This is a genomic window from Pseudomonas sp. GW821-FHT01E10 (assembly GCF_059422365.1).
This window is the reverse complement of sequence record NZ_JBWKWT010000014.1, coordinates 99,687-122,753: the sequence shown is the minus strand read 5'-3', so window position 1 is coordinate 122,753 and position 23,067 is coordinate 99,687. Positions and strand designations below refer to the sequence as shown.

Below are 23,067 nucleotides of genomic sequence, written 5' to 3'. Positions count from 1 at the left end.
GAGGGGGCCCCCTCGCCACAAAAGCCCGCTCCCACAATTAGGGGAGCGGTGCCTTCCTTCTTAGTGCTGCAGAATCTTCTCGAGGAAATGCTGCGCACGCTCGGAGCGGGCGTTGATGTCGCCGAAGAACTCTTCTTTCCTGCAGTCTTCGATAATCTTGCCGGCGTCCATGAAGATCACCCGGTCCGCGACCTTGCGGGCGAAGCCCATTTCGTGGGTCACGCACATCATGGTCATGCCTTCGTGGGCCAGTTGCACCATCACATCCAGCACTTCGTTGACCATTTCCGGGTCCAGTGCCGAGGTCGGTTCGTCGAACAGCATGACGATCGGGTCCATCGCCAGCGCACGGGCGATCGCCACACGCTGTTGCTGGCCACCGGAAAGCTGGCCCGGGTGCTTATGCGCATGGGCAGACAGCCCGACGCGCTCAAGCAGTTGCAGGCCTTTCTTGGTGGCTTCTTCCTTGCTGCGACCCAACACCTTGATCTGCGCGATGGTCAGGTTTTCGGTGATGGTCAGGTGCGGGAACAGTTCGAAATGCTGGAACACCATGCCCACCCGCGAACGCAGTTTCGGCAGGTTGGTCTTCGGATCGGCGATGGACGTGCCATCGACGATCAAGTCGCCTTTCTGGAACGGTTCCAGTGCATTGACGCACTTGATCAGGGTGGATTTGCCGGAACCGGACGGCCCGCACACCACGATCACCTCGCCTTTTTTGACCTCGGTGCTGCAATCAGTCAGTACCTGGAAGTCCCCATACCACTTGTTGACGTTCTTGATAGAGATCATACGGCGAACCTTTTTTGCAGACGCTTAACCAGCTGCGAGGCGGCAAAGCTGATGATGAAGTACGTGAGACCTGCGAAGATCAGGAACTCATTGGAGCGGCCGATGATGTCGCCACTGGCACGCGAGGCATTGAGGAAGTCCACCAGGCCGACCGCGTAGACCAGCGAGGTGTCCTGAAACAGGATGATGCTCTGTTGCAACAGCAGCGGGGTCATCTTGCGGAACGCTTGCGGCAGGATGATCAACCGCATCATCTGGCCATACGTCATACCCATGGCCTGGGCGGCGCTCATCTGGCCCTTGGGAATCGACTGCACCCCGGCCCGGACGATTTCGCAGAAGTACGCTGCTTCGAACATCATGAACGCCACGATGCACGAGGCGAACGCGCCGATCGGGGTGTCTTCGCCGGTGATCCAGCGCAATACGAACGGCACCGCCAGGTAGAACCAGGTGATGACCAGCAGCAGCGGGATCGAGCGGAAGTAGTTGACGTAGGCGCCGGCAATGTTCGACAGCACTTTGTTGTGGGACAGGCGCATCAACGCCAGGACCGTGCCGAGGATGATCCCGCCGCTCACGCCCAGGGCCATCAGCTGGAGGGTCATGACCATGCCGTTCCACATACCCGGCAGGGACGGAATGATGCCCGAGAAGTCGAATTCCATCATTTACCCCCTACGGAAATCAGGCCCGGCACGGCGACTTTCTTCTCGACCGCGCGCATCAGCAGCATCAGGCTCATGTTCAGGGTGAAGTAGATCAGCGTTGCCAGGGTGAAGGCTTCGAACAGGTTGGCGGAGAACTCGGCGGTCTGTTTGGTCTGCGCGAGCAGCTCCATCAGGCCGATCAGCGACGCGACGGAGGAGTTCTTGAACACGTTCAGGAATTCCGAGGTAAGCGGCGGAATGATGATGCGATAAGCCTGGGGCAGCAGCACGTTCCAGTAGATCTGCGGCAGCTTGAAACCCATGGCGCGGGCAGCGGATTCCTGGCCGCGGGGCAGCGCCTGGATACCTGTGCGCACTTGTTCGCAAACCCGGGCCGTGGTGAACAGGCCCAGGCACACGACGACACTGAGGAAGGCCGAGGTGGTCGGGTTCAGGTCCTGCTTGTACCAGTCCTGCAGGTTTTGCGGCAGCAGGTCGGGCACCAGGAAGTACCAGATGAACAGCTGCACCAGCAGTGGCACGTTACGGAAGAGTTCGACGTAGCAGGTCGCGATGCCCGATACGATGCGATTCGGCACCGTGCGCATGACACCCAGGATCGAGCCCAGCAGCAGCGCGATGATCCAGGCGGCGACGGCGATGGCGATGGTCCAGCCTAAACCGGAGAGGTACCAGTCGAAATAAATTTCGCTGCCCACGCCGGTGGACTTGAAGAACACGCCCCAGTCCCAGTTGTAATTCATTAGGGTCTCCCCTCGGATTCGATCGATGTACAAGTGCCCGATGACGGTCAGGCACACGCGAACGGCTCGACAACCACCGGTTCGAGTGTTTCCAGAAATGCCAGCAGGGAGTGACAACCCCTGAAAGGGCAGAGGCCTTCTCAGGGGGGAACGTTAGTCAGAAATCAGGATTTCTTTTCGTCAGCCGCTTTGTCGGTCGGATTGGCGATCAGGGTCTTGAGCTCGTCGCTCATCGGGAAGTTCAGGTTCAGGCCTTTTGGCGGGATTGGCTGCATGAACCATTTTTCGTAGATCTTGTTGATCTCGCCCGACTTGTAGGTCGCGATGATTGCGTCGTCGACGGCTTTCTTGAACGGTGCGTCGCCCTTGCGAACCATGCAGCCGTAGATTTCGAACGATTGTGGTGTGCCGGTCACGGCCCAATCATCCGGCTTCTTGGCCTTGGCCATTTCACCGGCCAGCAAGGCGTCGTCCATCATGAAGGCCACGGCACGGCCGGTTTCCAGCATCTGGAAGGATTCGCCATGGTCTTTGGCGGAGATCACGTTCATGCCCATCTGCTTGTCGGCGTTCATCGACTTGAGGATGCGCTCGGACGTGGTGCCGGCGGTGGTCACGACGTTCTTGCCTTTGAGGTCGGCGAAATCTTTGTAGGGCGAGTCTTTCTTGGCCAGCAGCTTGGTACCGATTTCGAAGATGCCGGCGGAGAAATCAACTTGTTGCTGACGCTCGACGTTGTTGGTGGTGGAGCCGCACTCGACGTCCACGGTGCCGTTCTGCACCAGCGGGATACGGGTTTGCGAGGTCACCAGGTTGTATTTGACCTGGAGGTTGGGCATGTCCAGGTCTTTCTTGATGGCTTCGACGATTTTCAGCTGGATATCGTGGGAGTAGCCAACCGGTTTGCCGGAAGCGTCCGCGATGTAGGAAAACGGAATGGAAGCGTCACGATGCCCGAGGGTGATGGTGCCGGACTCTTTGATCTTCTTCAGTGTGCCGGTGAGTTCGGCGGCGAAAACTGGAGTGCTAATCAGAGCGGCAGCAATGGCTGCGCCCAGGAGATGGGGAACGATGCGCATCAAATTTTCCTCGACATTGTTTTTTTTATGGAGCCAGTTCATCGGCCTTTTTTGGTGCTTCGAATGCCTGGCGGCTCCTGAAGGAGTAGCGCAATAAACATTCGTCCGGGAGAGTAGAGCATGACTCGTGCCAGACCATGCATCATCTATCAAATTATTGATTTTTAAGAGTATTTTAATGTTGGTGAAGTTGAGTTTGTTGTCGGATGATCCGGTTTTCCGAATCGACCGAGGAGTCGCGTTCGGAAAACCGAATGGATTGATTCACACAAAACTGTAGGAGCGAGGCTTGCCCGCGAAGGGGGCACTGCGGTCTGTCTGTTGAACCGCTTTATCGTTCTTCGCGGGCAAGCCTCGCTCCTACAGTAATGCGCGGTATGAAAAAGCCCCTGAATCGTGAGATTCAGGGGCTTTGGTTTAACCGGATACCCGATCAGGCCGCTTCGATCTTGCTGCGGTTCTGTTCGAGCTTGTTCAGGTAATCCTTGAGCTTCTGCTGTTCCGCCGCAGTGGTGAACAGCCCAAGCTTGCTGCGGCGCCACAGGATGTCATCGGCGGTGGTCGCCCATTCTTCGCTGCACAGGTAGTCGACTTCGCGGGTGTAGAGGCCGCCGCCGATGTGTTCACCCAGGTCACCGAGGTTTTCCACGCCTTCGAGCATGCGCCAGGTGCGGTTGCCGTAAGTGGTGGACCAGCGTCGGGCGATCTCGGTGGGGATCCAGTCGAACTTGTCGCGGATCCGCGAACTCAATGCCTGCGGAGTCGTCATGTCTTCGCCACCGGGCAGGGGCGCGCTGGCGGTCCAGCTTGGCTTGATGTGCGTGAAGTACGGGGCCAATTGCGCCAGCGCCGACTCGGCCAGTTTGCGGTAGGTCGTCAGCTTGCCGCCGAACACCGACAGCAACGGTGCTTCTTCACCAGAACCCGACAACGCCAGGGTGTAGTCGCGGGTGACGGCCGACGGGTTGTCGGATTCGTCGTTGCACAGCGGACGAACGCCGGAGTAGCTGTGCAGGATGTCCGCGCGGCTGAGTTGTTTCTTGAAGTGGGCATTGACCACTTTCAGCAGGTAATCGGTTTCGCCTTCAGTGATCGCCACTTTTGCCGGGTCGCCGGTGTACTCGCGGTCGGTGGTGCCGATCAGGGTGAAGTGGTTCAGGTACGGAATGGTGAAGACGATGCGCTGATCTTCGTTTTGCAGAATGTGCGCGTATTCGCCTTCGTACAGTTTTGGCACGATCAGGTGGCTGCCCTGGATCAGACGGATGCCGTATGGCGATTCCATCTTCAGGTCGTCACGAATGAACTGGGCGACCCATGGGCCGGCAGCGTTCACCAGTGCCTTGGCGCGGATCGAAAACAGGCTGCCATCGGCGCGTTCCAGGTTCATGTGCCACAGGCCCTTGGTGCGACGGGCACTGACGCAGCGGGTTTGCGTATGAACGTGGGCACCTTTCTCGCGGGCAGCCATGGCGTTCAGTACGACGAGGCGTGCGTCATCGACCCAGCAATCGGAATATTCGAAGCCTTTGGTGATTTCGCTTTTCAGCGGGCTGTCCGGGCCGAACTTCAGGCTTTTCGAGCCTTCGAGTTTTTCCCGTTTGCCGAGGTGGTCATAAAGGAACAGACCGGCGCGGATCATCCAGGCCGGACGCAGGTGCGGGCGGTGGGGCAGCACGAAGCGCATCTGTTTGACGATGTGCGGTGCCTTGGCCAGCAGCACTTCGCGCTCGGCCAGGGCTTCGCGCACCAGGCGGAATTCATAATGCTCCAGGTAGCGCAGGCCACCGTGGATCAGCTTGCTGCTGGCCGACGAGGTGTGGCTGGCCAGATCATCCTTTTCGCAAAGGAACACCGAAAGGCCGCGACCGGCGGCATCCGCTGCGATCCCCACGCCATTGATCCCACCACCAATGACGGCGATATCGTAGACCTCGGCGAGAGGGGGCGTAGGCAAGGTAGAAGTGGGCATCGGCTGGCCTCGGGCTTTTTTGATTTCTATATTTGAATTCGAACATTAATGTTCATTTGCGAAGATACTAGCCCATAAAGACGCCCGCAGCCAGTGTGCTTCGATTGAAAATACTGATCGAAGGGCCGTTAAAGGAAAATATTCGAACATTGAATGATGGTAGGGAGTGCTTTTGTGGCGAGGGAGCTTGCTCCCGCTGGGCTGCGAAGCGGTCCTATAACCGGCTACCGCGGTATCTCAGGAAGAACATGTTGTCTGATTGGCGTCTGCTGTGCAGCCGAACGGGGGCAAGCCCCCTCGCCACAGGGGGGATGTGCTTACACGACCTCCAGCCGGATCTTGTGCTGGCTCAACAACTGCGCCAGGGCCGGCGAAGGCGGCTGGTCGGTGACCAGGCAATCGATCAGGCTGATCGGCCCCAGGCGAATCATGGCGTTGCGCCCGAATTTGCTGGAGTCCGCCGCGAGAATCACCTGTCGGGCGTTGGCGATGATCGCCTGGGATACCCGCACTTCCTGATAGTCGAAATCCAGCAAGCTGCCGTCTTCATCGATTCCACTGATGCCGACCAGGGCGAAGTCGACCTTGAACTGGTTAATGAAGTCGACGCTGGCCTGACCGACCACGCCACCGTCACGCCGCACGTTGCCACCGGTCAGCAGCACGTCGAAGTCGTCCTTGGCGCTGAGCATCGAGGCCACATGCAGGTTATTGGTGATGATTTTCAGGTGGCTGTGGTTGAGCAGCGCCCGAGCAATGGATTCGGTGGTGGTGCCGATATTGATGAACAGCGAGGCGTGATCGGGAATCTGCGCCGCAATGGCTTCGCCGATACGCTGCTTTTCATCGCGCATCTGATCGGCGCGCATGGCGTAGGCGGTGTTTTCGACGCTGGAGTCGTAGGCTGCGCCGCCGTGATAGCGACGCAACAGATTCACTTCCGCCAATTGATTGATATCGCGGCGGATGGTTTGCGGTGTAACGACGAACAGCTGGGCCATTTCCTCGATGCTGACATAGCCGCGTTCGCGGACCAGTTCAAGGATTTGCTGCTGACGGGGAGGCAGATTCATGGGGCTTCCTTTGGGCTGCCGTGCAAAATTTGCCCATGATGCCGCAGGAATCCGCTCCCTACCAGTTACAACCGGATACGAGTCCGGTCCGTGGCTTATTCAGCGCCTTCGTGCGGTTCCCAATCGCGAGTGCGGCTGACGGCTTTTTTCCAGCCAGCGTAGAGTTTTTCCTTCGCGGTTTCGTCCAGCGCTGGTTCAAACTCGCGCTCGATCACCGCCTTGCCGCGCAACTCGTCCAGGCTGCCCCAGAAACCGCAGGCCAAACCCGCCAGGTAAGCGGCGCCCAACGCGGTGGTTTCGCGCATTTTCGGGCGCTCGACTTGAGTGCCGAGGATGTCGGCCTGGAATTGCATCAGGAAATTGTTCGCCACTGCACCGCCGTCCACGCGCAGGGCTTTCAGGCGTTCGCCGGAATCCTGCTGCATGGCGTCCAGAACGTCGCGGGTCTGGTAGGCAATCGACTCAAGCGCGGCACGAATGATGTGATCCACGCGTACGCCACGGGTCAGGCCGAACAACGCGCCACGGGCATACGGGTCCCAGTACGGAGCGCCCAGGCCGGTGAAGGCCGGCACCAGGTACACGCCGTTGCTGTCCTTGACCTTGTTGGCGAAGTATTCGGTGTCGTGGGCGTCGTTGATGATTTTCAACTCGTCACGCAGCCACTGCACGGTGGAGCCACCGTTGAACACCGCGCCTTCCAGCGCATAGGCCACTTCGCCACGCGGGCCGCAAGCGATGGTGGTCAGCATGCCGTGCTTGGACTTCACCGCTTTGTCGCCGGTGTTCATCAGCAGGAAGCAACCGGTGCCGTAGGTGTTTTTCGCCTGGCCTGGCTCGACGCACATTTGGCCGAACAGGGCGGCCTGCTGGTCGCCGGCGATACCGCCAATGGCGATGCCACTTTTGGTGTGGCCGTAGATTTCGGACGAGGACTTAACTTCCGGCAACATCTCGCGCGGGATGTCGAGGACGTCCAGCATCTTCGCGTCCCACTCCAGCGTGTGGATGTTGAAGAGCATGGTGCGCGAGGCGTTGGTGTAGTCAGTGACGTGCACCTTGCCGCCGGTAAATTTCCAGATCAGCCAGCTGTCGACGGTGCCGAACAGCAGTTCACCCTTGCGCGCCCGCTCACGGCTGCCTTCGACATTGTCGAGGATCCACTTGAGCTTGGTGCCGGAGAAGTACGGGTCGGTGACCAGGCCCGTGGTGTCGCTGATGTATTGCTCGTGGCCGTCGCGCTTAAGCTGCTGGCAGATTTCGGTGCTGCGGCGGCACTGCCAGACGATCGCGTTGTAGATCGGGCGGCCAGTGGTCTTGTCCCAGACCACGGTGGTTTCGCGCTGGTTGGTGATGCCGATGGCCGCGACCTGGTCGTGATGCAGGCCGGCTTGAGCCAGGGCCTCGACCATCACGGCGCTCTGGGTGGCGAAGATTTCCATCGGGTCGTGTTCGACCCAACCGGCTTGCGGGTAATGCTGTGCGAATTCACGCTGGGCGGTGCAAACCACGTTCGCGTCGCGATCGAAAATGATCGCGCGGGAGCTGGTCGTACCCTGATCGAGGGCAATGATGTAGTTCTTATTCTGAATGTCGGTCATGTCGATTGCCTTGGACGAAATAAGGAAGTGAAGTCAGGCGCGGGATCAAAATGGGCAGGATCACGCGCCAACGGTTTCAAGACGTTCTTGGTTTGCCGTCAATGGCCAGTGCTGCGTCCTTTGTAGCAGGTATGGCGCTGGGCAGATGACGGGCAATCAGCCCGCGATAAGCTGCAGCACCGAGACAGGCACCGACAATCGGTGCAAAAACCGGAATCAGGAAGTACGGGATATCGCGTCCGCCAGTGAAGGAAATTTCACCCCAGCCTGCGAAGAAAGTCATCAGTTTAGGACCGAAGTCGCGGGCCGGGTTCATCGCGAAACCGGTCAGCGGCCCCATCGAGCTGCCGATCACGGCAATCAGCAGGCCGATCAACAACGGCGCCAGCGGTCCTTTGGGCAGGCCATTGTTGTCGTCGGTGAGCGACATGATCACGCCCATCAGAATGGCGGTGATGATCACTTCAACCAGAAAGGCCTGGCCCGTGGACAGGGCAGGGTTCGGGAAAGTGGAGAACACCGAGGCCAATTCAAGGCTGGCTTCGGTGCCACGAACCATTTGGTGAGTTTGTTCGAAATCAAAGAACAGGTTGCTGTACAGCGTGTAAACCAACAATGCCCCGCAGAAGGCACCGGCGACCTGGGAGAAGATATAGAAAGGCAGTTTGCGCTTTTCGAAGTCAGCGAAAATGCTCAGCGCGATACTCACGGCAGGGTTGAGGTGCGCACCGGAAACACCGGCGGTGAGGTAGATCGCCATGCTGACGCCAACCCCCCAGATGATGCTGATTTCCCACAACCCGAAGCTGGCACCCGCCACCTTGAGCGCGGCAACGCAGCCGGTACCGAAAAAGATCAGCAGTGCAGTACCCAGAAACTCGGCCATGCATTGGCTCGAGAGCGACGGTTGTTGTAACGCAGTTGTCATTGAAAACCTCGTTTTTGTTGTTGTCTGGCGCTTTTCCATCGAGGTCAAAGCGCGATTTTCACCGAGGCAGGATCCCCATCCTGTGCTCGGCTTACTGCCGGGTGCTGCGGTGAGACGTTCGTGCTGTGTTCACATTCGAAAAAATATAGACAAGAAGCACTGCTGTCAAAGGTCGAAAGTGAACCATTAGTCATATTTAAACTATTAGTCCTGTGAATGATCGCATCGTTCATCTGGCGAGAAGCGTGTGGACGAACGACCGAAAGCCCGGCCAAGCCCTGGAAATAGCAGCGCAATAGAGCCTTTTATCGATCAATGACCTAGAATCCTGCGCAGTATTTTTCTTCTGCCGCCAAGTCTGGAGCTGTCATGACCCCCGCATTGGATTTGTTGAAAAAAGTTCGTGCCGAACATCGTGTGCACAGTTACGAACATGATCCGAAGGCAGCGTCCTATGGTCTGGAGGCCGCGGAAAAACTGGGCCTGGACCCCGCGCAGGTGTTCAAGACATTGCTGGCGGCCAGCGAGAAGGGGGAGTTATTGGTGGCGGTGGTGCCGGTCGTCGGAAGTCTGGACTTGAAGGCGCTGGCACAGGCCGCAGGCGTGAAAAAAGTCGAAATGGCCGATCCAGCCGCTGCGCAGCGTTCGACGGGGTATCTGTTGGGCGGTATCAGCCCGCTCGGGCAGAAGAAGCGCCTGCGCACGTTTATCGATCATTCGGCCCAGCCGTTTTCCAGTATCTTCGTCAGCGCCGGGCGGCGCGGTCTGGAAGTCGAACTGGCGCCTGCCGTGTTGGCCGAACACACCCAGGCGAAGTTCGCCGATATCGGTCGAGCCTGAGCAGAAGGTCTTGGGCTAATAACCCGGCGCTGTATGGTGGAAATTGGTTCGTTCTGTCACTGGTGAAGGGCTATGCCGGGCTTCATGCTCGGCGACCTGAAGAAAGGGAGAAGTGCCATGCAGCTTGAGTTTCATCAGATCGATGCGTTCAGTGATCGGCCGTTCAGTGGTAACCCGGCGATGGTGTACCGGCTCGATGCCTGGCTTGACGATGAGTTGATGCAAAAAATCGCCGCCGAACATAACCTCGCCGAAACCGCGTTCCTGGTGCGTGAGGGTGCTGTCTGGCGCATTCGCTGGTTTACTCCGACCACCGAAGTCCCGTTATGCGGTCATGCGACCCTGGCCAGTGCCTACGTACTGTTTGAACTCTATAAAGAACCGGTCGAGCGACTGGACTTCATCTGCAAGTCCGGCCCGTTGAGTGTCACCCGAGAGGGTGGGCGCTTGTGGCTGGATTTCCCGGCAGTCGTGCCGTCGGAAGTGGGCGTGACCCTGGATGTCGAGCGCGCCTTGGGCGTCGAGGCGGTCGATGTGCTGGGCTCGAACGAATTGTTCGTGGTGCTGGAGTCCGAGCAGGCGGTGCTCGATTGTCAGCCAGACATGATTGCCCTGGCGAAATTGCCGTGGCCGGGCGCCATCGTGACAGCCAAAGGCAACAAGCATGACTTTGTGTCGCGCTACTTTGCCCCGGCGATCGGCATCAACGAAGACCCGGTGACCGGTTCAACCCATTGCAGCCTGATTCCGTACTGGTCGAAACGCTTGAGCAAGTCGAGTCTGACGGCTTATCAGTGCTCGGCGCGGGGTGGGGAGTTGTTTTGTCAGCTGGAAGGGGATCGGGTGAGTATTGGCGGGAATGCGACGCTGGTCGCGAGCGGAACGCTAATGCTGGGTTAAACGAAAATCCAATAGATGGGAGCGAGCTCCCACCTATGTCCGCGTTGTTCAGCTAGCGGCGCTGTAGCGCCGAACCCCGGACTCGATCGTCGGAATCTGCGCCGCTGTACTGCCGGAGGCCTGGAACAGTACCAGGTGTTCCGCCGCTACCCGAATGCCGACTTCAGCACCGACCAGATGATCGGCATGACTTGGGAAAATCGACTCCAGCTGTGCGCCCGTAGGCAACTGCAAGCGGTACAGCGTTGAGGCACCCTGGAAGCTCTTGCCGACAATCTGCGCCCTCAGTGGGCTGGACGGTGCATAGACGATGTCGTCCGGACGCAGCAATACGTCCACGGCGCCACCGATCGGCCAGGTGTAGGCACGGTTGCCGCGCAATTCACCCAATTCGGTCTGCACCGACTCCGGGCTGCTCAACTGACCGCGAATGAAGTAACCCTGGCCAATGAAGCTGGCCACATACGGTGTCAGCGGTTCGTGATAGAGGTTGTAGGGGGTATCCCATTGTTCCAGGCGACCTTCCTTGAAAACGCCGACATGGTCGCTGACCGCGAAAGCTTCTTCCTGATCGTGGGTCACCAGAATCGCACTGGTGCCGCGAGCCTTGAGGATGTCGCGTACTTCATGGCTGAGCTTGCGTCGCAGCTCACCGTCGAGGTTGGAGAACGGTTCGTCGAGCAACAACAGTTGCGGTTCCGGTGCCAGGGCGCGGGCCAGTGCAACCCGCTGCTGCTGTCCACCGGACAGCTCATGGGGAAAGCGCTTGCCGAGGTTTTTCAGGTTGACCAGTTCGAGCAGTTCTTCGGTGACACGATCCTTTTGCGGGTGCTTGCGGATCCCGAAGGCGATGTTCTCGGCCACGCTCAAATGCGGAAACAGCGCGTAATCCTGGAACACCATGCCGATCCGGCGTTTCTCCGGGGCGAGGGTGAAGCCGGCGCTGGAGATGGTCTCGCCCGCCAACTGGATCTCACCCTCGTGCACCGGTTCGAAACCGGCAATGGCCCGCAGGGTGGTGGTTTTGCCGCAGCCCGAAGAGCCCAGCAGGCAACCGATATCGCCGGCATTCAAATGCAGGTTGAGGTTCTGCACAACCCGCTGGTTTTGATAACCACAGGCCAGATTGCGCAGGTTCAGCAGTAATGGCTGGCTCATGCGTGATGGTACGAAGGTGGGACGAGAAACTCGAGCAGGGCCTTTTGTGCATGCAGACGGTTTTCGGCTTGATCCCAGGCCACCGAACGCGGGTCGTCGAGCAGGTCGAGGCTGATTTCCTCGCCACGGTGGGCCGGCAGGCAATGCATGAACAGCACGTCCGGTGCGGCCAGGTCGAGCAGCGCCCGGTTGACCTGGAACGGTGCGAACAGCTTCAGGCGCTTGGCGGTTTCCTCTTCCTGGCCCATGGAGGTCCAGACGTCGGTGCTCACCAGATGCGCGCCGCGTACGGCTTCCCGAGGATCGCGGACGATGCTTACCCGATCGCCGGCCTTGGCCACGAACTCAGGATTGGGTTCGTAACCTTCCGGGCAGGCGATGCGCAACTGGAAGTCGAACTGGATCGCCGCTTCTATATAGCTGTTGCACATGTTGTTGCCGTCGCCGATCCAGGCCACGGTCTTGCCTTGGATCGAACCGCGATGTTCGAGGAAGGTTTGCATGTCGGCCAGCAACTGGCACGGGTGCAGGTCATCGGACAGGCCGTTGATCAGCGGGACTCGCGAATTGGCGGCGAATTCGGTCAGGGTGCTGTGCGAAAACGTACGGATCATCACTGCATCGAGCATGCTCGACATGACAATGGCGGCGTCGCCGATCGGTTCGCCACGGCCCAGCTGAGTGTCGCGCGGCGACAGGAAGATCGCCTGGCCACCGAGCTGGATCATGCCGGCTTCGAACGAAATACGGGTACGGGTCGAGGACTTCTCGAAAATCATCCCCAGGACGCGGTTTTTCAAAGGCTCGAACAGTACGCCGCGGTTACGCAGGTCCTTGAGCTCAACGCCTCGACGGATCACGCTGACCAGCTCTTCGGGCGTGCAATCCATCAGGGAGAGAAAGTGCCTTGCGCTCATCATTGACTACCTTTTTGCAACAGACCGCAGATACTCAAAGCCTTGTTTAACTGAAAAACGGGCGAGACCTGCGGCGTAAGCCGCACGGGGCGACGAAATAGGGGGAGGCGCGATATTGACATTAAATGTCGCGTTTTTCCAATAGGCTACGGTGTTTAGAGGATTTCAGAGAGGCTACGGGGTGACTGCAGTAGCGCTTTTGAAGCCTGTTTCCTGACAGCAGCTGAGCATTTGTACACTGGGCTCGCCGGGCTTGGCAATCAGGCAGGGCGCGGGCGACAGATTGGCAGTCGGTTTTTGATCTGTCATTCGAGCCTTTGGCGGGCAATGTGTCTAGTCTGAAACATTTGCTAATGCAAAGTGCTGGGTTATAACTAAAGCACGAGCGACGCAGGAAGCCTCAGGAATGGAATCGAAAGAACAGTTATTGATGGAGCTACTCGGCCTTACGGCTCGCTCTCTGACCCACCTCACTGCTTCCATGACCTCGATGTCTTTCGAGTTGTTACGCAGTGAAGATGAAGTCACCAAGGCGGCTGGCCGGCGTATGATCGACCGCATGGCCACCATCAGTGCCGGGCTCGACGAGCATTGGCGGCTGATCGGCGAGCTCACCGGCGTGCACGTCGCCCACGAGCAGATCGAAACCATCGAGGAAATCCAGCTGCAGGCGCCGCCGAGTCTGCCGCCGAACTGATCTCCTTGCTGCCATCGGCCGGCCTGATGGTCGTCGATTCACAAGACGAACGTCGCTGGCGCGGTGGCAAGTCACGCGCCATAGTTTTGTTCCCGCGGCTGACATTGCCCGCCCAGAACAAAACAGAGACTGGCCATGACCAAGACTCTCCATCACCGTGCGTGCCACCTGTGTGAAGCCATCTGCGGCCTGACCATCGAAACCACCGAGGTCGAAGGCAGCGGCGTGCAGATCACCTCGATCAAGGGCGACCCTCAGGACAGCTTCAGCCGTGGGCATATCTGCCCCAAGGCGGTGGCCCTGCAAGACATTCAGAACGACCCGGATCGCCTGCGTCAGCCGATGCAGCGAGTGGGTAGCGAGTGGCAGCCTATCGAGTGGGAAGATGCGTTCAGCCTTGTAGCCGAACGCCTGGCGGCGATTCAGGAGCGTCACGGGCAGAACGCGGTGGCGGTCTATCAGGGCAACCCCAGCGTGCACAACTACGGGTTGATGACCCACAGCAATTACTTCCTCGGCCTGTTGAAAACCCGTAACCGGTTTTCCGCGACGTCGGTCGATCAGTTGCCCCATCACCTGACCAGTCATTTGATGTATGGCCACGGCTTGCTGTTGCCGATCCCGGACATCGATCACACTGATTTCATATTGATCCTGGGCGGTAATCCGCTGGCCTCCAACGGCAGCATCATGACCGTGCCGGATGTGGAGAAGCGCCTCAAGGCGATTCAGGCCCGGGGTGGCAAAGTGGTGGTGGTCGATCCGCGTCGCAGCGAAACGGCGGCGATTGCCGACCAGCATCTGTTCGTGCGCCCCGGCGGCGATGCGGCGCTGTTGTTCGGGTTGCTCAATACGTTATTCGCTGAAGGCCTGACCCGCGACAGTCATTTGCCGGTCGATGGGCTGGATGAAGTGCGTAAGGCGATCGCAGGTTTCACTGCCGAGGCCATGAGCCCGCTGTGCGCAGTCCCCGCCGAACAGATCCGTCAACTGGCGCGGGACTTCGCGGCAGCCCCGACGGCGGTCTGCTATGGCCGCATGGGCGTCTCGACCCAGGCCTTCGGCACCTTGTGCCATTGGCTGGTGCAATTGATCAATCTGGTGACCGGCAACCTTGATCGTGTCGGCGGTGCGTTGTGCACCGAGCCGGCGGTGGACCTGGTGGCGTCCACGTCGGGCGGCCATTTCAACCTGTGGCAAAGCCGCGTGTCCGGGCGTCCTGAATACGGTGGCGAGTTGCCGGTGTCGGCGCTGGCCGAAGAGATGCTCACCGAAGGGGAAGGGCAGGTCCGTGCGCTGATCACCGTGGCGGGTAATCCGGTGTTGTCCACGCCCAATGGCCGACAGCTGGAGCAGGCGCTGGACGGACTGGAGTTCATGGTCAGCGTCGACCTGTACATCAATGAAACCACGCGTTATGCCGACCTGATCCTGCCGTCGACTTCGGCGCTGGAAAACGATCATTACGACACCACCTTCAATATGTTCGCGGTGCGCAACGTCACCCGTTTCAACCGGGCGATTCTCGCCAAGCCGCAAGGCGCGCTGCATGATTGGGAGATCTTCGTGGGGCTGGCCAAGGCCTTTGCGGCGAAGACCGGCAAGGAGCTGAAACCGACCATTGCGCCGGCGCAGATGATTGACCGGGGGCTGCGGATGGGCCTGTATGGCGATGCTTCAGGGCACAAACTGTCGCTGGCGACCTTGTTCGATCACCCTCACGGTATCGATCTCGGCGCGCTCAAGCCCAATTTGACGCCTCGTCTGAAGACGGCCAATCAGCGCATCCAGGCGGCGCCTGTGGAGATCCTCGCCGATCTGGCGCGCTTTGCGGCGTTGCAAGCACCAGCCGCCGATGAGTTACTGATGATCGGTCGCCGCCATGTGCGCAGCAACAACTCATGGATGCACAACTATCACCGCCTGGTGAAGGGCAAGCCGCGCCATCAACTGCTGATGCACCCGGACGACCTGGCCAGCCGCGGGCTCAGCGATGGGCAGCGGGTGCGCGTCAGTTCACGGGTCGGCGCGATCGAGGTTGAAGTGGTCGCCAGCCTCGATATGATGAAAGGAGTGGTCAGCCTGCCCCACGGTTGGGGTCATGCGCGACCGGGCGTGCAGATGACGATTGCCAGTGGCCAGCCAGGTTCCAGCGCCAATGACCTGACTGACGAATGTCAGCTCGATGAGTTGTCGGGCAATGCGGCATTGAACGGCGTGCCGGTGACCGTGGCGGCGGCGTGAACATGTCTGTCGGGGAGGCCGAGCATGGCGCTCGGGTTTCCGTTACAATGCGCCACCGTGCCGACCACTGAGTCGGAAAGTTCAGCCGAGGTGCTCCATGGATATCATCGAAACGATTAAAGAGCAGATTGCCAACAACACCATTCTGCTTTACATGAAAGGCTCGCCGAATGCCCCGCAGTGTGGGTTCTCCGCGAAAGCCGCCCAGGCTGTGATGGCCTGTGGTGAAAAGTTTGCCTATGTGGATATCCTGCAGAACCCGGAAATCCGCGCCAACCTGCCAAAGTACGCCAACTGGCCAACCTTCCCACAACTGTGGGTTGCCGGTGAGCTGGTTGGTGGTAGCGACATCATGACTGAAATGTCTGCCGACGGTTCGTTGCAGGCACTGATCAAAGACGCCGCCGCCAAAGCCGCCGCTGCCAAGACCGAAGCCTGATTCGGTACCTGTAGGAGCGAGGCTTGCCCGCGAAGCAGGCGCCGCGCTTCTGCAGATACACCGCGTCATCGTTCTTCGCGGGCGAGCCTCGCTCCTACAAGAGCGCACGTAAAAAGCCCCGCCTCTGTAAAGAGAGCGGGGCTTTTTATTGCGTCGGGGTTAGCGGCGTAGAACTTACTCTTCGCCCATCTGCGATTGCAGATAGTTCTCAAGGCCGACTTTATCGATCAGGCCCAGCTGGGTTTCCAGCCAGTCGATATGTTCTTCTTCGGACTCAAGAATGTCTTCGAGCAGTTCACGGCTACCGAAGTCGCCAACGGTTTCGCAATGGGCGATAGCGACTTTCAGGTCGGCATGACCGTCGCGCTCGATCTTCAAGTCACACTCAAGCATTTCCTTGGTGTGTTCGCCGATGTGCAGCTTGCCCAGGTCCTGGACGTTCGGCAGGCCTTCAAGGAACAGGATGCGCTTGATCAGCTTGTCAGCATGCTTCATCTCGTCGATGGATTCGTGGTACTCGTGCTTGCCGAGCTTGTTCAGGCCCCAATCTTCATACATGCGCGCGTGCAGGAAGTACTGATTGATCGCGACCAGTTCATTGGCAAGGATTTTGTTGAGATGCTGGATGACTGTAACGTCGCCTTTCATGGTGGGAGTCCTGCCCTGTATTAGCTGTATATAAGGCGGAGTTTGAGCCGCGTAATTAATAGTGTCAAACCTAAGTTATTGAAACTTAAATGAAAATTAATCGGAATAAGAATGTTTGTGTTCCGCGTCTAAGGCCTAAGCGATTGATTTTCAGACATAAAAAAACCGGACATCAAGTCCGGTTCTTCGAAATACGGTAGTTATGCGGCTGTAAATTCTACGGGGTAGGGGATCGCCGCCTGGGCCGTTTGCAGTTTGCCCAGTGTTTCACGCACCACTTCCTTGGCCAGGCAAGCGCATTTGCCACATTGGCCGGCTACGCCGGTAGCCAGACGGACTTCCTTGTAGCTGCAGCAACCTTCATAGATTGCATCGCGGATTTGACCGTCGGTGACGCCGGTGCAGAGGCAGACATACATAAGTGAGAACCGTCGCTGGTTGTGACTCAATTGCGATGGATCTTAATGTTAACGAGAATGATTGTCAAAGTTGTTTCTGAAGGCTTTTCGTCATAAGGGCCTTTGACTGACGAACGGTTTCCTCTCGCGCCTTGCGAAAAAAATAGCAGCGGCCATTTTGCCCGCCAGAAAAAAACCGCTAAGGACAGGCGAAAAACGCGGTGTATGATGGTCGGCCTTTTGCGAAGGAGGTTCGTGTCACAGGGCTGTCGCCTGAGGGTGACAGGCTGGCATGAGCCCTGTTCTTCAACGTTATTACACCAGGAGATATCCAATGAGCGTACTCGTAGGCAAACAAGCCCCTGACTTCACCGTACCGGCCGTACTCGGCAATGGCGAAATCGTAGACAGCTTCACCCTGTCCTCGGCCATCAAAGGCAAATACGGCCTGGTGTTCTTCTACCCACTGGACTTCACCTTCGTTTGCCCGTCCGAGCTGATCGCTCTGGACAACCGCATGGCTGACTTCAAGGCACGCAACGTTGAAGTGGTCGCCGTTTCGATCGACTCGCACTTCACCCACAACGCGTGGCGCAACACCCCGGTGAACAATGGCGGTATCGGCCAGGTTCGTTACACCATGGCTGCTGACATCAAGCAGGAAATCATGAAGGCTTACGACGTTCAGTCCGCTGACGGCGTGGCTTTCCGTGGTGCGTTCCTGATCGACGACAAAGGCGTTGTCCGCTCGCAGATCGTCAACGACCTGCCGCTGGGCCGTAACATGGAAGAGCTGATCCGTCTGGTTGATGCTCTGCAATTCCACGAAGAGCACGGCGAAGTTTGCCCTGCCAACTGGAAAAAAGGCGACAAAGGCATGAACGCTTCGCCAGAAGGCGTTGCGGCTTACCTGACCGAGCACGCTGCTGCGCTGTAAGCCAGGCGTCCGGCAATAAAAAACCGGCCTCACTGAGGCCGGTTTTTTTATGGGCGGGATAAACCGGCGACCAGCCTCAGTCGTTGTAGTCTTCCCAGCCGCCCATCTGTTTCCAGCGATTGACGATGCCGCAGAACAGCTCAGCAGTCTTCTCGGTGTCGTAGCGAGCCGAATGAGCCTCACGACCGTCGAAGTCGATGTCCGCTGCCTGACAGGCCTTGGCCAGTACGGTTTGACCGTAGGCAAGACCGGCGAGGGTCGCGGTGTCGAAGCTGGAGAACGGGTGAAACGGGTTGCGTTTCATGTCCAGGCGCGCGACTGCCGCGTTGAGGAAACCCAGGTCGAAGCTGCTGTTGTGACCGACCAGAATCGCCCGTTTGCAACCGTTGGCTTTCAGGGCCTTGCGAATGCCACGGAAGATATCGGTCAGCGCCGCTTCTTCACTCACTGCCATGCGCAACGGGTGATCGAGTTTGATCCCGGTGAATTCCAGGGCTGCTGCTTCGATGTTGGCGCCTTCGAATGGCTCGACCCGGAAGAAGTAGGTGTGATCGGGGTACACGAACCCTTTTTCATCCATGGCGATAGTGGTTGCAGCAATTTCCAGCAGGGCGTCGGTGGCCGAGTTGAAGCCACCGGTTTCTACGTCGACGACAACCGGCAGGTAACCACGGAATCTGGCAGCCATTGGATGACGAGGACCACCTCCACCGCCTTGACCGTCCTGTTCGTCGTCGAAATGGTCTTCACTCACGCGTGTTCCTCCAGCAGGCGCCAGCGCAGTTTTTCACCGGCGCGCAGCGGGATAACGGTCAGCTCGCCAAATGGCAGGCTGGTTGGGGCGGTCCACTCTTCGCGGACCAGGGTGATGCGATCGGTGTTCGCCGGCAGACCGTAGAAACGCGGGCCATTGAGGCTGGCGAAGGCTTCGAGCTTGTCCAGCGCATTACGCTGTTCGAAGGCTTCGGCATACATCTCGATCGCGGCATAAGCGGTGTAGCAACCGGCACAGCCGCAAGCCGCTTCTTTGGCGTGCTGGGCATGGGGGGCCGAGTCGGTGCCGAGGAAGAACTTGTCGCTGCCGCTGGTGGCGGCGTCGAGCAGGGCTTCCTGGTGGGTATTGCGCTTGAGGATCGGCAGGCAATAGAAGTGCGGCCGAATCCCACCCACCAGCATGTGGTTGCGGTTGTACAGCAGGTGATGCGCGGTGATGGTGGCGCCAACGTTGGCCGAAGCCGCGTTGACGAACTGCACGGCATCGGCGGTGGTGATGTGTTCGAACACCACTTTGAGCGTTGGGAAACGCTCGACCACGCGACGCATGTGCTCATCGATGAAGATTTTTTCCCGATCGAAAACGTCGATATCGCCACGGGTGACTTCACCGTGAACCAGCAAGGGCATCCCGACTTCGGCCATGGCCTCCAGTGCAGGGAAAATCTTGTCGATGCTGGTGACGCCAGAGTCCGAATTGGTGGTCGCGCCTGCCGGGTACAGCTTGGCGGCGTGAATGAAACCGCTGGCCTTGGCCTCACGAATTTCTTCGGGCTGGGTGCGGTCGGTCAGGTACAGAACCATCAGCGGTTCGAAACGGCTGCCGGCCGGACGTGCGGCGAGAATCCGCTGGCGATAGCCATCGGCTTCAGCAGCGTTGCGCACCGGAGGTACCAGGTTGGGCATGATGATGGCGCGACCAAAGGTGCGCGCGACATCCGCGACGGTATTGGTCAACACGGCACCATCGCGAAGATGAATGTGCCAGTCGTCGGGACGCAGCAGGGTCAGGCGGTCGGACATGAGGGAATTCCAGGCGGGTCAAACTCAGGGGAATGCTACCGGAAAAGACTCTTCCAGGCACTCGCTATCAAGTTTTACGACAAGCTTCCGATACCCAACAGGCAGGCCGTGAATATGTGTGTCTGTCTTTTTGTCGTAGAAGCCAGTGGAGCCTCCCGTGCGCCAGCGTTATTTAGCCTTGCTCAGTGTGTTTGCCAGCCTTCCCGCGATGGCGCTCACTTTCCAGACTCGCCTGGAGAGCATCGAGTGGACGGTCGAAGGCGACAAGTTCGAATGCCGCCTGACTCAACCGATCACCGATTTCGGTTCGGGTGAGTTTGTGCGGCGCGCCGGAGAGCAGGCGACATTTCGACTGAAGGCCTACAACTCAATGATCGGTGGGGGTTCCGCCACCTTGCTGGCGGCGGCTGCGCCATGGCAGCCGGGGCGTGGCGACATTAACCTGGGCTCGGTGAGAATCGGTAGTGGCAACGTGCTGTTCAACAGTTCGCAAGTGCAGGCCGGGCGCCTGATCAGCGGGCTGATGGAGGGGCGCAGCCCGGTCGTACGACACTCATCGGGCGACGGTCGGGTGTCTGAAGTGCGTCTGCTGCCGGTCAAGTTCAGCAAGGCCTATGGTGACTATCAGGGTTGCGTCGCCAAGCTGTTGCCACAGAATTTCGAGCAAGTGAAGCAATCCGAGGTCGGCTTTCCGGGGGAGGGTATCGATCTCGATGCCAGGGCCAAGGCCCAGTTGCAGGTCATGCTGGAGTTCATGAAGGCCGATCCGACGGTCAACCACATTGAACTCGATGGCCATTCCGACAATAGCGGTAACCGGCTGACCAACCGTGAACTGTCACGACGCCGGGCGCTGGCGGTGATGGATTTCTTCAAGGCCAATGGTGTGCAGGAATCGCAGATCACCCTGCGTTTTCACGGTGAGCGCTATCCGCTGGCGCCCAACAACAATGCCGCCAACCGGGCGAAGAACCGCCGGGTTGCCGTACGTCTCGAGCGGGTCGCACCGACCGAGAAACCTGCGCCTCAAGCCACCGCCGCCGCGAGCAGCGCGACGACCTCCTGAACCTGCTGAATTCGTCGCTCGCTCGACATAATCTGTCGCTTCGTCGTCATAAGCTGTCGCGCCTCTGTAAATTATCCTGCATGAGCGGTAGACTTGACAGCTTTCCGTAGAACCCCGTGGAGTGATGGCATGGCGGACGTAAACAAGGTCGTTCTGGCGTATTCCGGCGGCCTGGACACTTCGGTGATCCTCAAGTGGCTGCAGGATACATATAACTGTGAAGTAGTGACCTTCACCGCTGACCTGGGTCAGGGCGAAGAGGTCGAACCGGCCCGCGCCAAGGCACAGGCCATGGGCGTAAAAGAAATCTATATCGACGATCTGCGCGAAGAATTCGTGCGTGATTTCGTGTTCCCGATGTTCCGCGCCAACACCGTTTACGAAGGCGAGTACCTGCTGGGTACTTCCATCGCTCGTCCGTTGATCGCCAAACGCCTGATCGAAATCGCCAACGAAACCGGTGCTGACGCCATTTCCCACGGCGCGACCGGCAAAGGCAACGACCAGGTTCGTTTCGAACTGGGCGCCTACGCCTTGAAGCCAGGCGTGAAAGTGATCGCTCCATGGCGCGAATGGGACCTGCTGTCCCGTGAGAAGCTGATGGACTACGCCGAGAAGCACGCGATTCCGATCGAGCGTCACGGCAAGAAAAAATCCCCATACTCGATGGATGCCAACCTGCTGCACATCTCCTATGAGGGCGGCGTGCTGGAAGACACCTGGACCGAGCACGAAGAAGACATGTGGCGCTGGACCGTCTCCCCGGAGAAAGCTCCCGACAAACCGCAGTACCTGGAACTGACCTACCGCAACGGCGACATCGTTGCACTGGACGGTGTCGAAATGACCCCGGCCACCGTGCTGGCGACTTTGAACCGTATCGGTGGCGAACATGGTATCGGCCGTCTGGACATCGTCGAAAACCGCTATGTGGGCATGAAGTCCCGTGGCTGCTACGAGACGCCTGGCGGCACCATCATGCTGCGCGCTCACCGTGCGATCGAATCGATCACCCTGGACCGCGAAGTGGCTCACCTCAAAGACGAGCTGATGCCTAAATACGCCAGTCTGATCTACACCGGCTACTGGTGGAGCCCAGAGCGTCTGATGCTGCAACAGATGATCGATGCTTCCCAGGCCCACGTGAACGGCGTAGTGCGCCTGAAACTGTACAAGGGCAACGTGATCGTCACCGGACGCAAGTCCGACGAGTCGTTGTTCGACGCCAACATCGCGACCTTCGAGGAAGATGGCGGCGCCTACAACCAGGCCGATGCGGCGGGCTTCATCAAGCTCAACGCCTTGCGCATGCGTATCGCGGCGAACAAAGGCCGCAAGCTGTTCTGAGACCTTTGATGCGGTAATGGAACTGTGGCCTTGTCGATGACAAGGCCACAGTTCTGAAAAAGGGCTGCTGCATATTACGTTTCGCTTTCTGCTGGTTTCTTCCAACCGTTCCTTTTGCTGCCTGCCTTTGATCTCACTTCAAGGGCTGCCTTGCTCTGTGCGACGGGTCAAAACCTAGCCCATGATCGTCACGCCATGTGAGCTCAAATTGTAAGAAACACAGAACGTTGCGTTGCTGCGTTTCTTTAGTTGTTTCCAGTGTTTGAGCGCACTGTCCTTCAGCACTACCTCCGAATCGGCACACGTGAGAAATACGATCACGTGTGCAGGATTATCCGGAGCGTGCTGGATACTCTCCATCAGGGCGCTGAACCCCATTTTTTTGGTTATCCAGCGTGCATCAATGATGTGCAGATCCTTTAGCGGCGCGGGCAGCTGCACATGGTGTTGGACCGAGCGTTCAGGCGACACACTGGAAGTGCTGTTTCCAGAGTGATCAGCGTTGTCCATGACTTTTATAAAATGCTTTCCCTTCTCGAAATCGGAGGGCGCGTAAAGCGATCGATAATTGAAGTTAAGTGTGGCGAAGAAAAGAAAAAGCAAATAAAAGGGAAAGCTGATCAGAAACCAGATGTAGAGTTCTCTCTCCTTGTGGTCAAGAAAGGGCAGCGATACAGCAGCTGATGTTTCGGACAGTGCTGCAAATATTGCAATGATTGTCATGGGGTTGGTGATTCTTTTTTTGAGTTTTGTCATGTTTTTTACTCATTAGGTATTATCTTTTTCTCTGTTGGTTTATAGGGTGTGTTTTGGTGGT

General features: G+C 58.4%; 23 protein-coding genes. 8 read left to right on the top strand and 15 right to left on the bottom strand.

What is annotated here, in order from left to right:
* Positions 1-60: 60 nt before the first annotated feature.
* The 8 genes from AC07V0_RS22275 to AC07V0_RS22240 form a co-directional block, all read right to left on the bottom strand.
* The gene (locus tag AC07V0_RS22275) at positions 61-795 is read right to left on the bottom strand and encodes an amino acid ABC transporter ATP-binding protein (protein WP_018926621.1); all 735 of its coding nucleotides are present in this window, start codon (positions 793-795) and stop codon (positions 61-63) included.
* Positions 792-1,463 (bottom strand): amino acid ABC transporter permease, encoded by a 672-nt coding sequence (locus AC07V0_RS22270; RefSeq protein ID WP_086946085.1) that lies wholly within the window; start codon positions 1,461-1,463, stop codon positions 792-794. Before AC07V0_RS22270 ends, AC07V0_RS22275 begins: the two co-directional genes overlap by 4 nt.
* On the bottom strand, positions 1,463-2,209 hold the full coding sequence (locus AC07V0_RS22265) for an amino acid ABC transporter permease (protein WP_018926619.1): 747 nt from the start codon (positions 2,207-2,209) through the stop codon (positions 1,463-1,465). The genes AC07V0_RS22270 and AC07V0_RS22265 overlap by 1 nt, the downstream gene beginning before the upstream one ends.
* A 164-nt stretch (positions 2,210-2,373) precedes the next feature.
* On the bottom strand, positions 2,374-3,288 hold the full coding sequence (locus AC07V0_RS22260; RefSeq protein ID WP_026286460.1) for a glutamate/aspartate ABC transporter substrate-binding protein: 915 nt from the start codon (positions 3,286-3,288) through the stop codon (positions 2,374-2,376).
* A 433-nt stretch (positions 3,289-3,721) separates the two neighbouring features.
* Positions 3,722-5,260, bottom strand: coding sequence for a glycerol-3-phosphate dehydrogenase (glpD, locus tag AC07V0_RS22255; RefSeq protein WP_018926617.1), 1,539 nt, complete (start codon positions 5,258-5,260; stop codon positions 3,722-3,724).
* Between the two features lie 317 nt (positions 5,261-5,577).
* Positions 5,578-6,333 (bottom strand): DeoR/GlpR family transcriptional regulator, encoded by a 756-nt coding sequence (locus tag AC07V0_RS22250; RefSeq protein WP_007938932.1) that lies wholly within the window; start codon positions 6,331-6,333, stop codon positions 5,578-5,580.
* A 95-nt stretch (positions 6,334-6,428) separates the two neighbouring features.
* The gene (glpK, locus tag AC07V0_RS22245; protein WP_018926616.1) at positions 6,429-7,934 is read right to left on the bottom strand and encodes a glycerol kinase GlpK; all 1,506 of its coding nucleotides are present in this window, start codon (positions 7,932-7,934) and stop codon (positions 6,429-6,431) included.
* A gap of 76 nt (positions 7,935-8,010) precedes the next feature.
* Complete coding sequence (locus tag AC07V0_RS22240; RefSeq protein ID WP_019581559.1) at positions 8,011-8,862, bottom strand: MIP/aquaporin family protein; 852 nt, start codon at positions 8,860-8,862, stop codon at positions 8,011-8,013.
* Positions 8,863-9,231: 369 nt separating this feature from the next.
* Here AC07V0_RS22240 and ybaK point away from each other — a divergent pair, with 369 nt between their 5' ends.
* Both ybaK and AC07V0_RS22230 read left to right on the top strand, forming a co-directional pair.
* Entirely contained in the window at positions 9,232-9,702 is a 471-nt protein-coding gene (ybaK, locus tag AC07V0_RS22235; RefSeq protein ID WP_007938929.1) for a Cys-tRNA(Pro) deacylase, read from the top strand.
* Between the two features lie 117 nt (positions 9,703-9,819).
* Positions 9,820-10,602: a PhzF family phenazine biosynthesis protein gene (locus tag AC07V0_RS22230; RefSeq protein WP_086946099.1), complete on the top strand. Its 783-nt coding sequence runs from the start codon at positions 9,820-9,822 to the stop codon at positions 10,600-10,602.
* Between the two features lie 48 nt (positions 10,603-10,650).
* Here AC07V0_RS22230 and AC07V0_RS22225 read toward each other — a convergent pair whose 3' ends face one another.
* Positions 10,651-11,760: an ABC transporter ATP-binding protein gene (locus AC07V0_RS22225; RefSeq protein WP_086946086.1), complete on the bottom strand. Its 1,110-nt coding sequence runs from the start codon at positions 11,758-11,760 to the stop codon at positions 10,651-10,653.
* Entirely contained in the window at positions 11,757-12,677 is a 921-nt protein-coding gene (argF, locus tag AC07V0_RS22220; RefSeq protein ID WP_026286458.1) for an ornithine carbamoyltransferase, read from the bottom strand. The genes AC07V0_RS22225 and argF overlap by 4 nt, the downstream gene beginning before the upstream one ends.
* Positions 12,678-13,083: 406 nt before the next feature.
* Here argF and plzR point away from each other — a divergent pair, with 406 nt between their 5' ends.
* The 3 genes from plzR (at position 13,084) to grxD (ending at position 16,057) form a co-directional block, all read left to right on the top strand.
* The gene (gene plzR, locus AC07V0_RS22215) at positions 13,084-13,374 is read left to right on the top strand and encodes a PlzR type 4 pili assembly inhibitor (RefSeq protein WP_018926610.1); all 291 of its coding nucleotides are present in this window, start codon (positions 13,084-13,086) and stop codon (positions 13,372-13,374) included.
* Positions 13,375-13,509: 135 nt separating this feature from the next.
* Entirely contained in the window at positions 13,510-15,618 is a 2,109-nt protein-coding gene (locus AC07V0_RS22210) for a molybdopterin oxidoreductase family protein (protein WP_086946087.1), read from the top strand.
* 97 nt (positions 15,619-15,715) lie between these two features.
* Positions 15,716-16,057: a Grx4 family monothiol glutaredoxin gene (grxD, locus tag AC07V0_RS22205; RefSeq protein ID WP_007938922.1), complete on the top strand. Its 342-nt coding sequence runs from the start codon at positions 15,716-15,718 to the stop codon at positions 16,055-16,057.
* A 174-nt stretch (positions 16,058-16,231) separates the two neighbouring features.
* Here the strand turns inward: grxD and bfr are convergent, their stop codons facing one another.
* Both bfr and AC07V0_RS22195 read right to left on the bottom strand, forming a co-directional pair.
* Positions 16,232-16,705: a bacterioferritin gene (bfr, locus tag AC07V0_RS22200; protein WP_007898512.1), complete on the bottom strand. Its 474-nt coding sequence runs from the start codon at positions 16,703-16,705 to the stop codon at positions 16,232-16,234.
* 200 nt (positions 16,706-16,905) lie between these two features.
* Entirely contained in the window at positions 16,906-17,124 is a 219-nt protein-coding gene (locus tag AC07V0_RS22195; RefSeq protein WP_018926608.1) for a bacterioferritin-associated ferredoxin, read from the bottom strand.
* A gap of 313 nt (positions 17,125-17,437) precedes the next feature.
* Between AC07V0_RS22195 and AC07V0_RS22190 the strand changes: the two genes are divergently transcribed.
* Positions 17,438-18,040, top strand: a complete 603-nt coding sequence (locus AC07V0_RS22190) for a peroxiredoxin (RefSeq protein WP_018926607.1) — start codon at positions 17,438-17,440, stop codon at positions 18,038-18,040.
* Between the two features lie 76 nt (positions 18,041-18,116).
* Here AC07V0_RS22190 and rnt read toward each other — a convergent pair whose 3' ends face one another.
* Together rnt and pyrC are read right to left on the bottom strand one after the other, a co-directional pair.
* Positions 18,117-18,794: a ribonuclease T gene (gene rnt / locus AC07V0_RS22185; protein ID WP_007938919.1), complete on the bottom strand. Its 678-nt coding sequence runs from the start codon at positions 18,792-18,794 to the stop codon at positions 18,117-18,119.
* Positions 18,791-19,837, bottom strand: a complete 1,047-nt coding sequence (gene pyrC / locus AC07V0_RS22180) for a dihydroorotase (protein WP_018926606.1) — start codon at positions 19,835-19,837, stop codon at positions 18,791-18,793. The genes rnt and pyrC overlap by 4 nt, the downstream gene beginning before the upstream one ends.
* A 157-nt stretch (positions 19,838-19,994) precedes the next feature.
* Between pyrC and AC07V0_RS22175 the strand changes: the two genes are divergently transcribed.
* Positions 19,995-20,903: a flagellar protein MotY gene (locus tag AC07V0_RS22175; RefSeq protein WP_018926605.1), complete on the top strand. Its 909-nt coding sequence runs from the start codon at positions 19,995-19,997 to the stop codon at positions 20,901-20,903.
* Between the two features lie 129 nt (positions 20,904-21,032).
* Positions 21,033-22,250, top strand: a complete 1,218-nt coding sequence (locus tag AC07V0_RS22170) for an argininosuccinate synthase (protein WP_020799894.1) — start codon at positions 21,033-21,035, stop codon at positions 22,248-22,250.
* Positions 22,251-22,424: 174 nt separating this feature from the next.
* Here the strand turns inward: AC07V0_RS22170 and AC07V0_RS22165 are convergent, their stop codons facing one another.
* Entirely contained in the window at positions 22,425-23,006 is a 582-nt protein-coding gene (locus AC07V0_RS22165) for a hypothetical protein (protein WP_064616313.1), read from the bottom strand.
* Between the last annotated feature and the right edge of the window lie 61 nt (positions 23,007-23,067).

Coding starts and splice junctions, on each gene's coding strand:
- AC07V0_RS22190 (WP_018926607.1), top strand. CDS start 17,438: ATGAGCGTACTCGTAGGCAAACAAGCCCCTGACTTCACCGTACCGGCC.
- ybaK (WP_007938929.1), top strand. CDS start 9,232: ATGACCCCCGCATTGGATTTGTTGAAAAAAGTTCGTGCCGAACATCGT.
- AC07V0_RS22260 (WP_026286460.1), bottom strand. CDS start 3,288: ATGCGCATCGTTCCCCATCTCCTGGGCGCAGCCATTGCTGCCGCTCTG.
- AC07V0_RS22170 (WP_020799894.1), top strand. CDS start 21,033: ATGGCGGACGTAAACAAGGTCGTTCTGGCGTATTCCGGCGGCCTGGAC.
- AC07V0_RS22240 (WP_019581559.1), bottom strand. CDS start 8,862: ATGACAACTGCGTTACAACAACCGTCGCTCTCGAGCCAATGCATGGCC.
- bfr (WP_007898512.1), bottom strand. CDS start 16,705: ATGAAAGGCGACGTTACAGTCATCCAGCATCTCAACAAAATCCTTGCC.
- pyrC (WP_018926606.1), bottom strand. CDS start 19,837: ATGTCCGACCGCCTGACCCTGCTGCGTCCCGACGACTGGCACATTCAT.
- AC07V0_RS22225 (WP_086946086.1), bottom strand. CDS start 11,760: ATGAGCCAGCCATTACTGCTGAACCTGCGCAATCTGGCCTGTGGTTAT.
- argF (WP_026286458.1), bottom strand. CDS start 12,677: ATGAGCGCAAGGCACTTTCTCTCCCTGATGGATTGCACGCCCGAAGAG.
- AC07V0_RS22230 (WP_086946099.1), top strand. CDS start 9,820: ATGCAGCTTGAGTTTCATCAGATCGATGCGTTCAGTGATCGGCCGTTC.
- glpD (WP_018926617.1), bottom strand. CDS start 5,260: ATGCCCACTTCTACCTTGCCTACGCCCCCTCTCGCCGAGGTCTACGAT.
- AC07V0_RS22195 (WP_018926608.1), bottom strand. CDS start 17,124: ATGTATGTCTGCCTCTGCACCGGCGTCACCGACGGTCAAATCCGCGAT.
- AC07V0_RS22275 (WP_018926621.1), bottom strand. CDS start 795: ATGATCTCTATCAAGAACGTCAACAAGTGGTATGGGGACTTCCAGGTA.
- plzR (WP_018926610.1), top strand. CDS start 13,084: ATGGAATCGAAAGAACAGTTATTGATGGAGCTACTCGGCCTTACGGCT.
- AC07V0_RS22210 (WP_086946087.1), top strand. CDS start 13,510: ATGACCAAGACTCTCCATCACCGTGCGTGCCACCTGTGTGAAGCCATC.
- AC07V0_RS22270 (WP_086946085.1), bottom strand. CDS start 1,463: ATGGAATTCGACTTCTCGGGCATCATTCCGTCCCTGCCGGGTATGTGG.
- glpK (WP_018926616.1), bottom strand. CDS start 7,934: ATGACCGACATTCAGAATAAGAACTACATCATTGCCCTCGATCAGGGT.
- AC07V0_RS22165 (WP_064616313.1), bottom strand. CDS start 23,006: ATGACAAAACTCAAAAAAAGAATCACCAACCCCATGACAATCATTGCA.
- grxD (WP_007938922.1), top strand. CDS start 15,716: ATGGATATCATCGAAACGATTAAAGAGCAGATTGCCAACAACACCATT.
- AC07V0_RS22265 (WP_018926619.1), bottom strand. CDS start 2,209: ATGAATTACAACTGGGACTGGGGCGTGTTCTTCAAGTCCACCGGCGTG.
- AC07V0_RS22250 (WP_007938932.1), bottom strand. CDS start 6,333: ATGAATCTGCCTCCCCGTCAGCAGCAAATCCTTGAACTGGTCCGCGAA.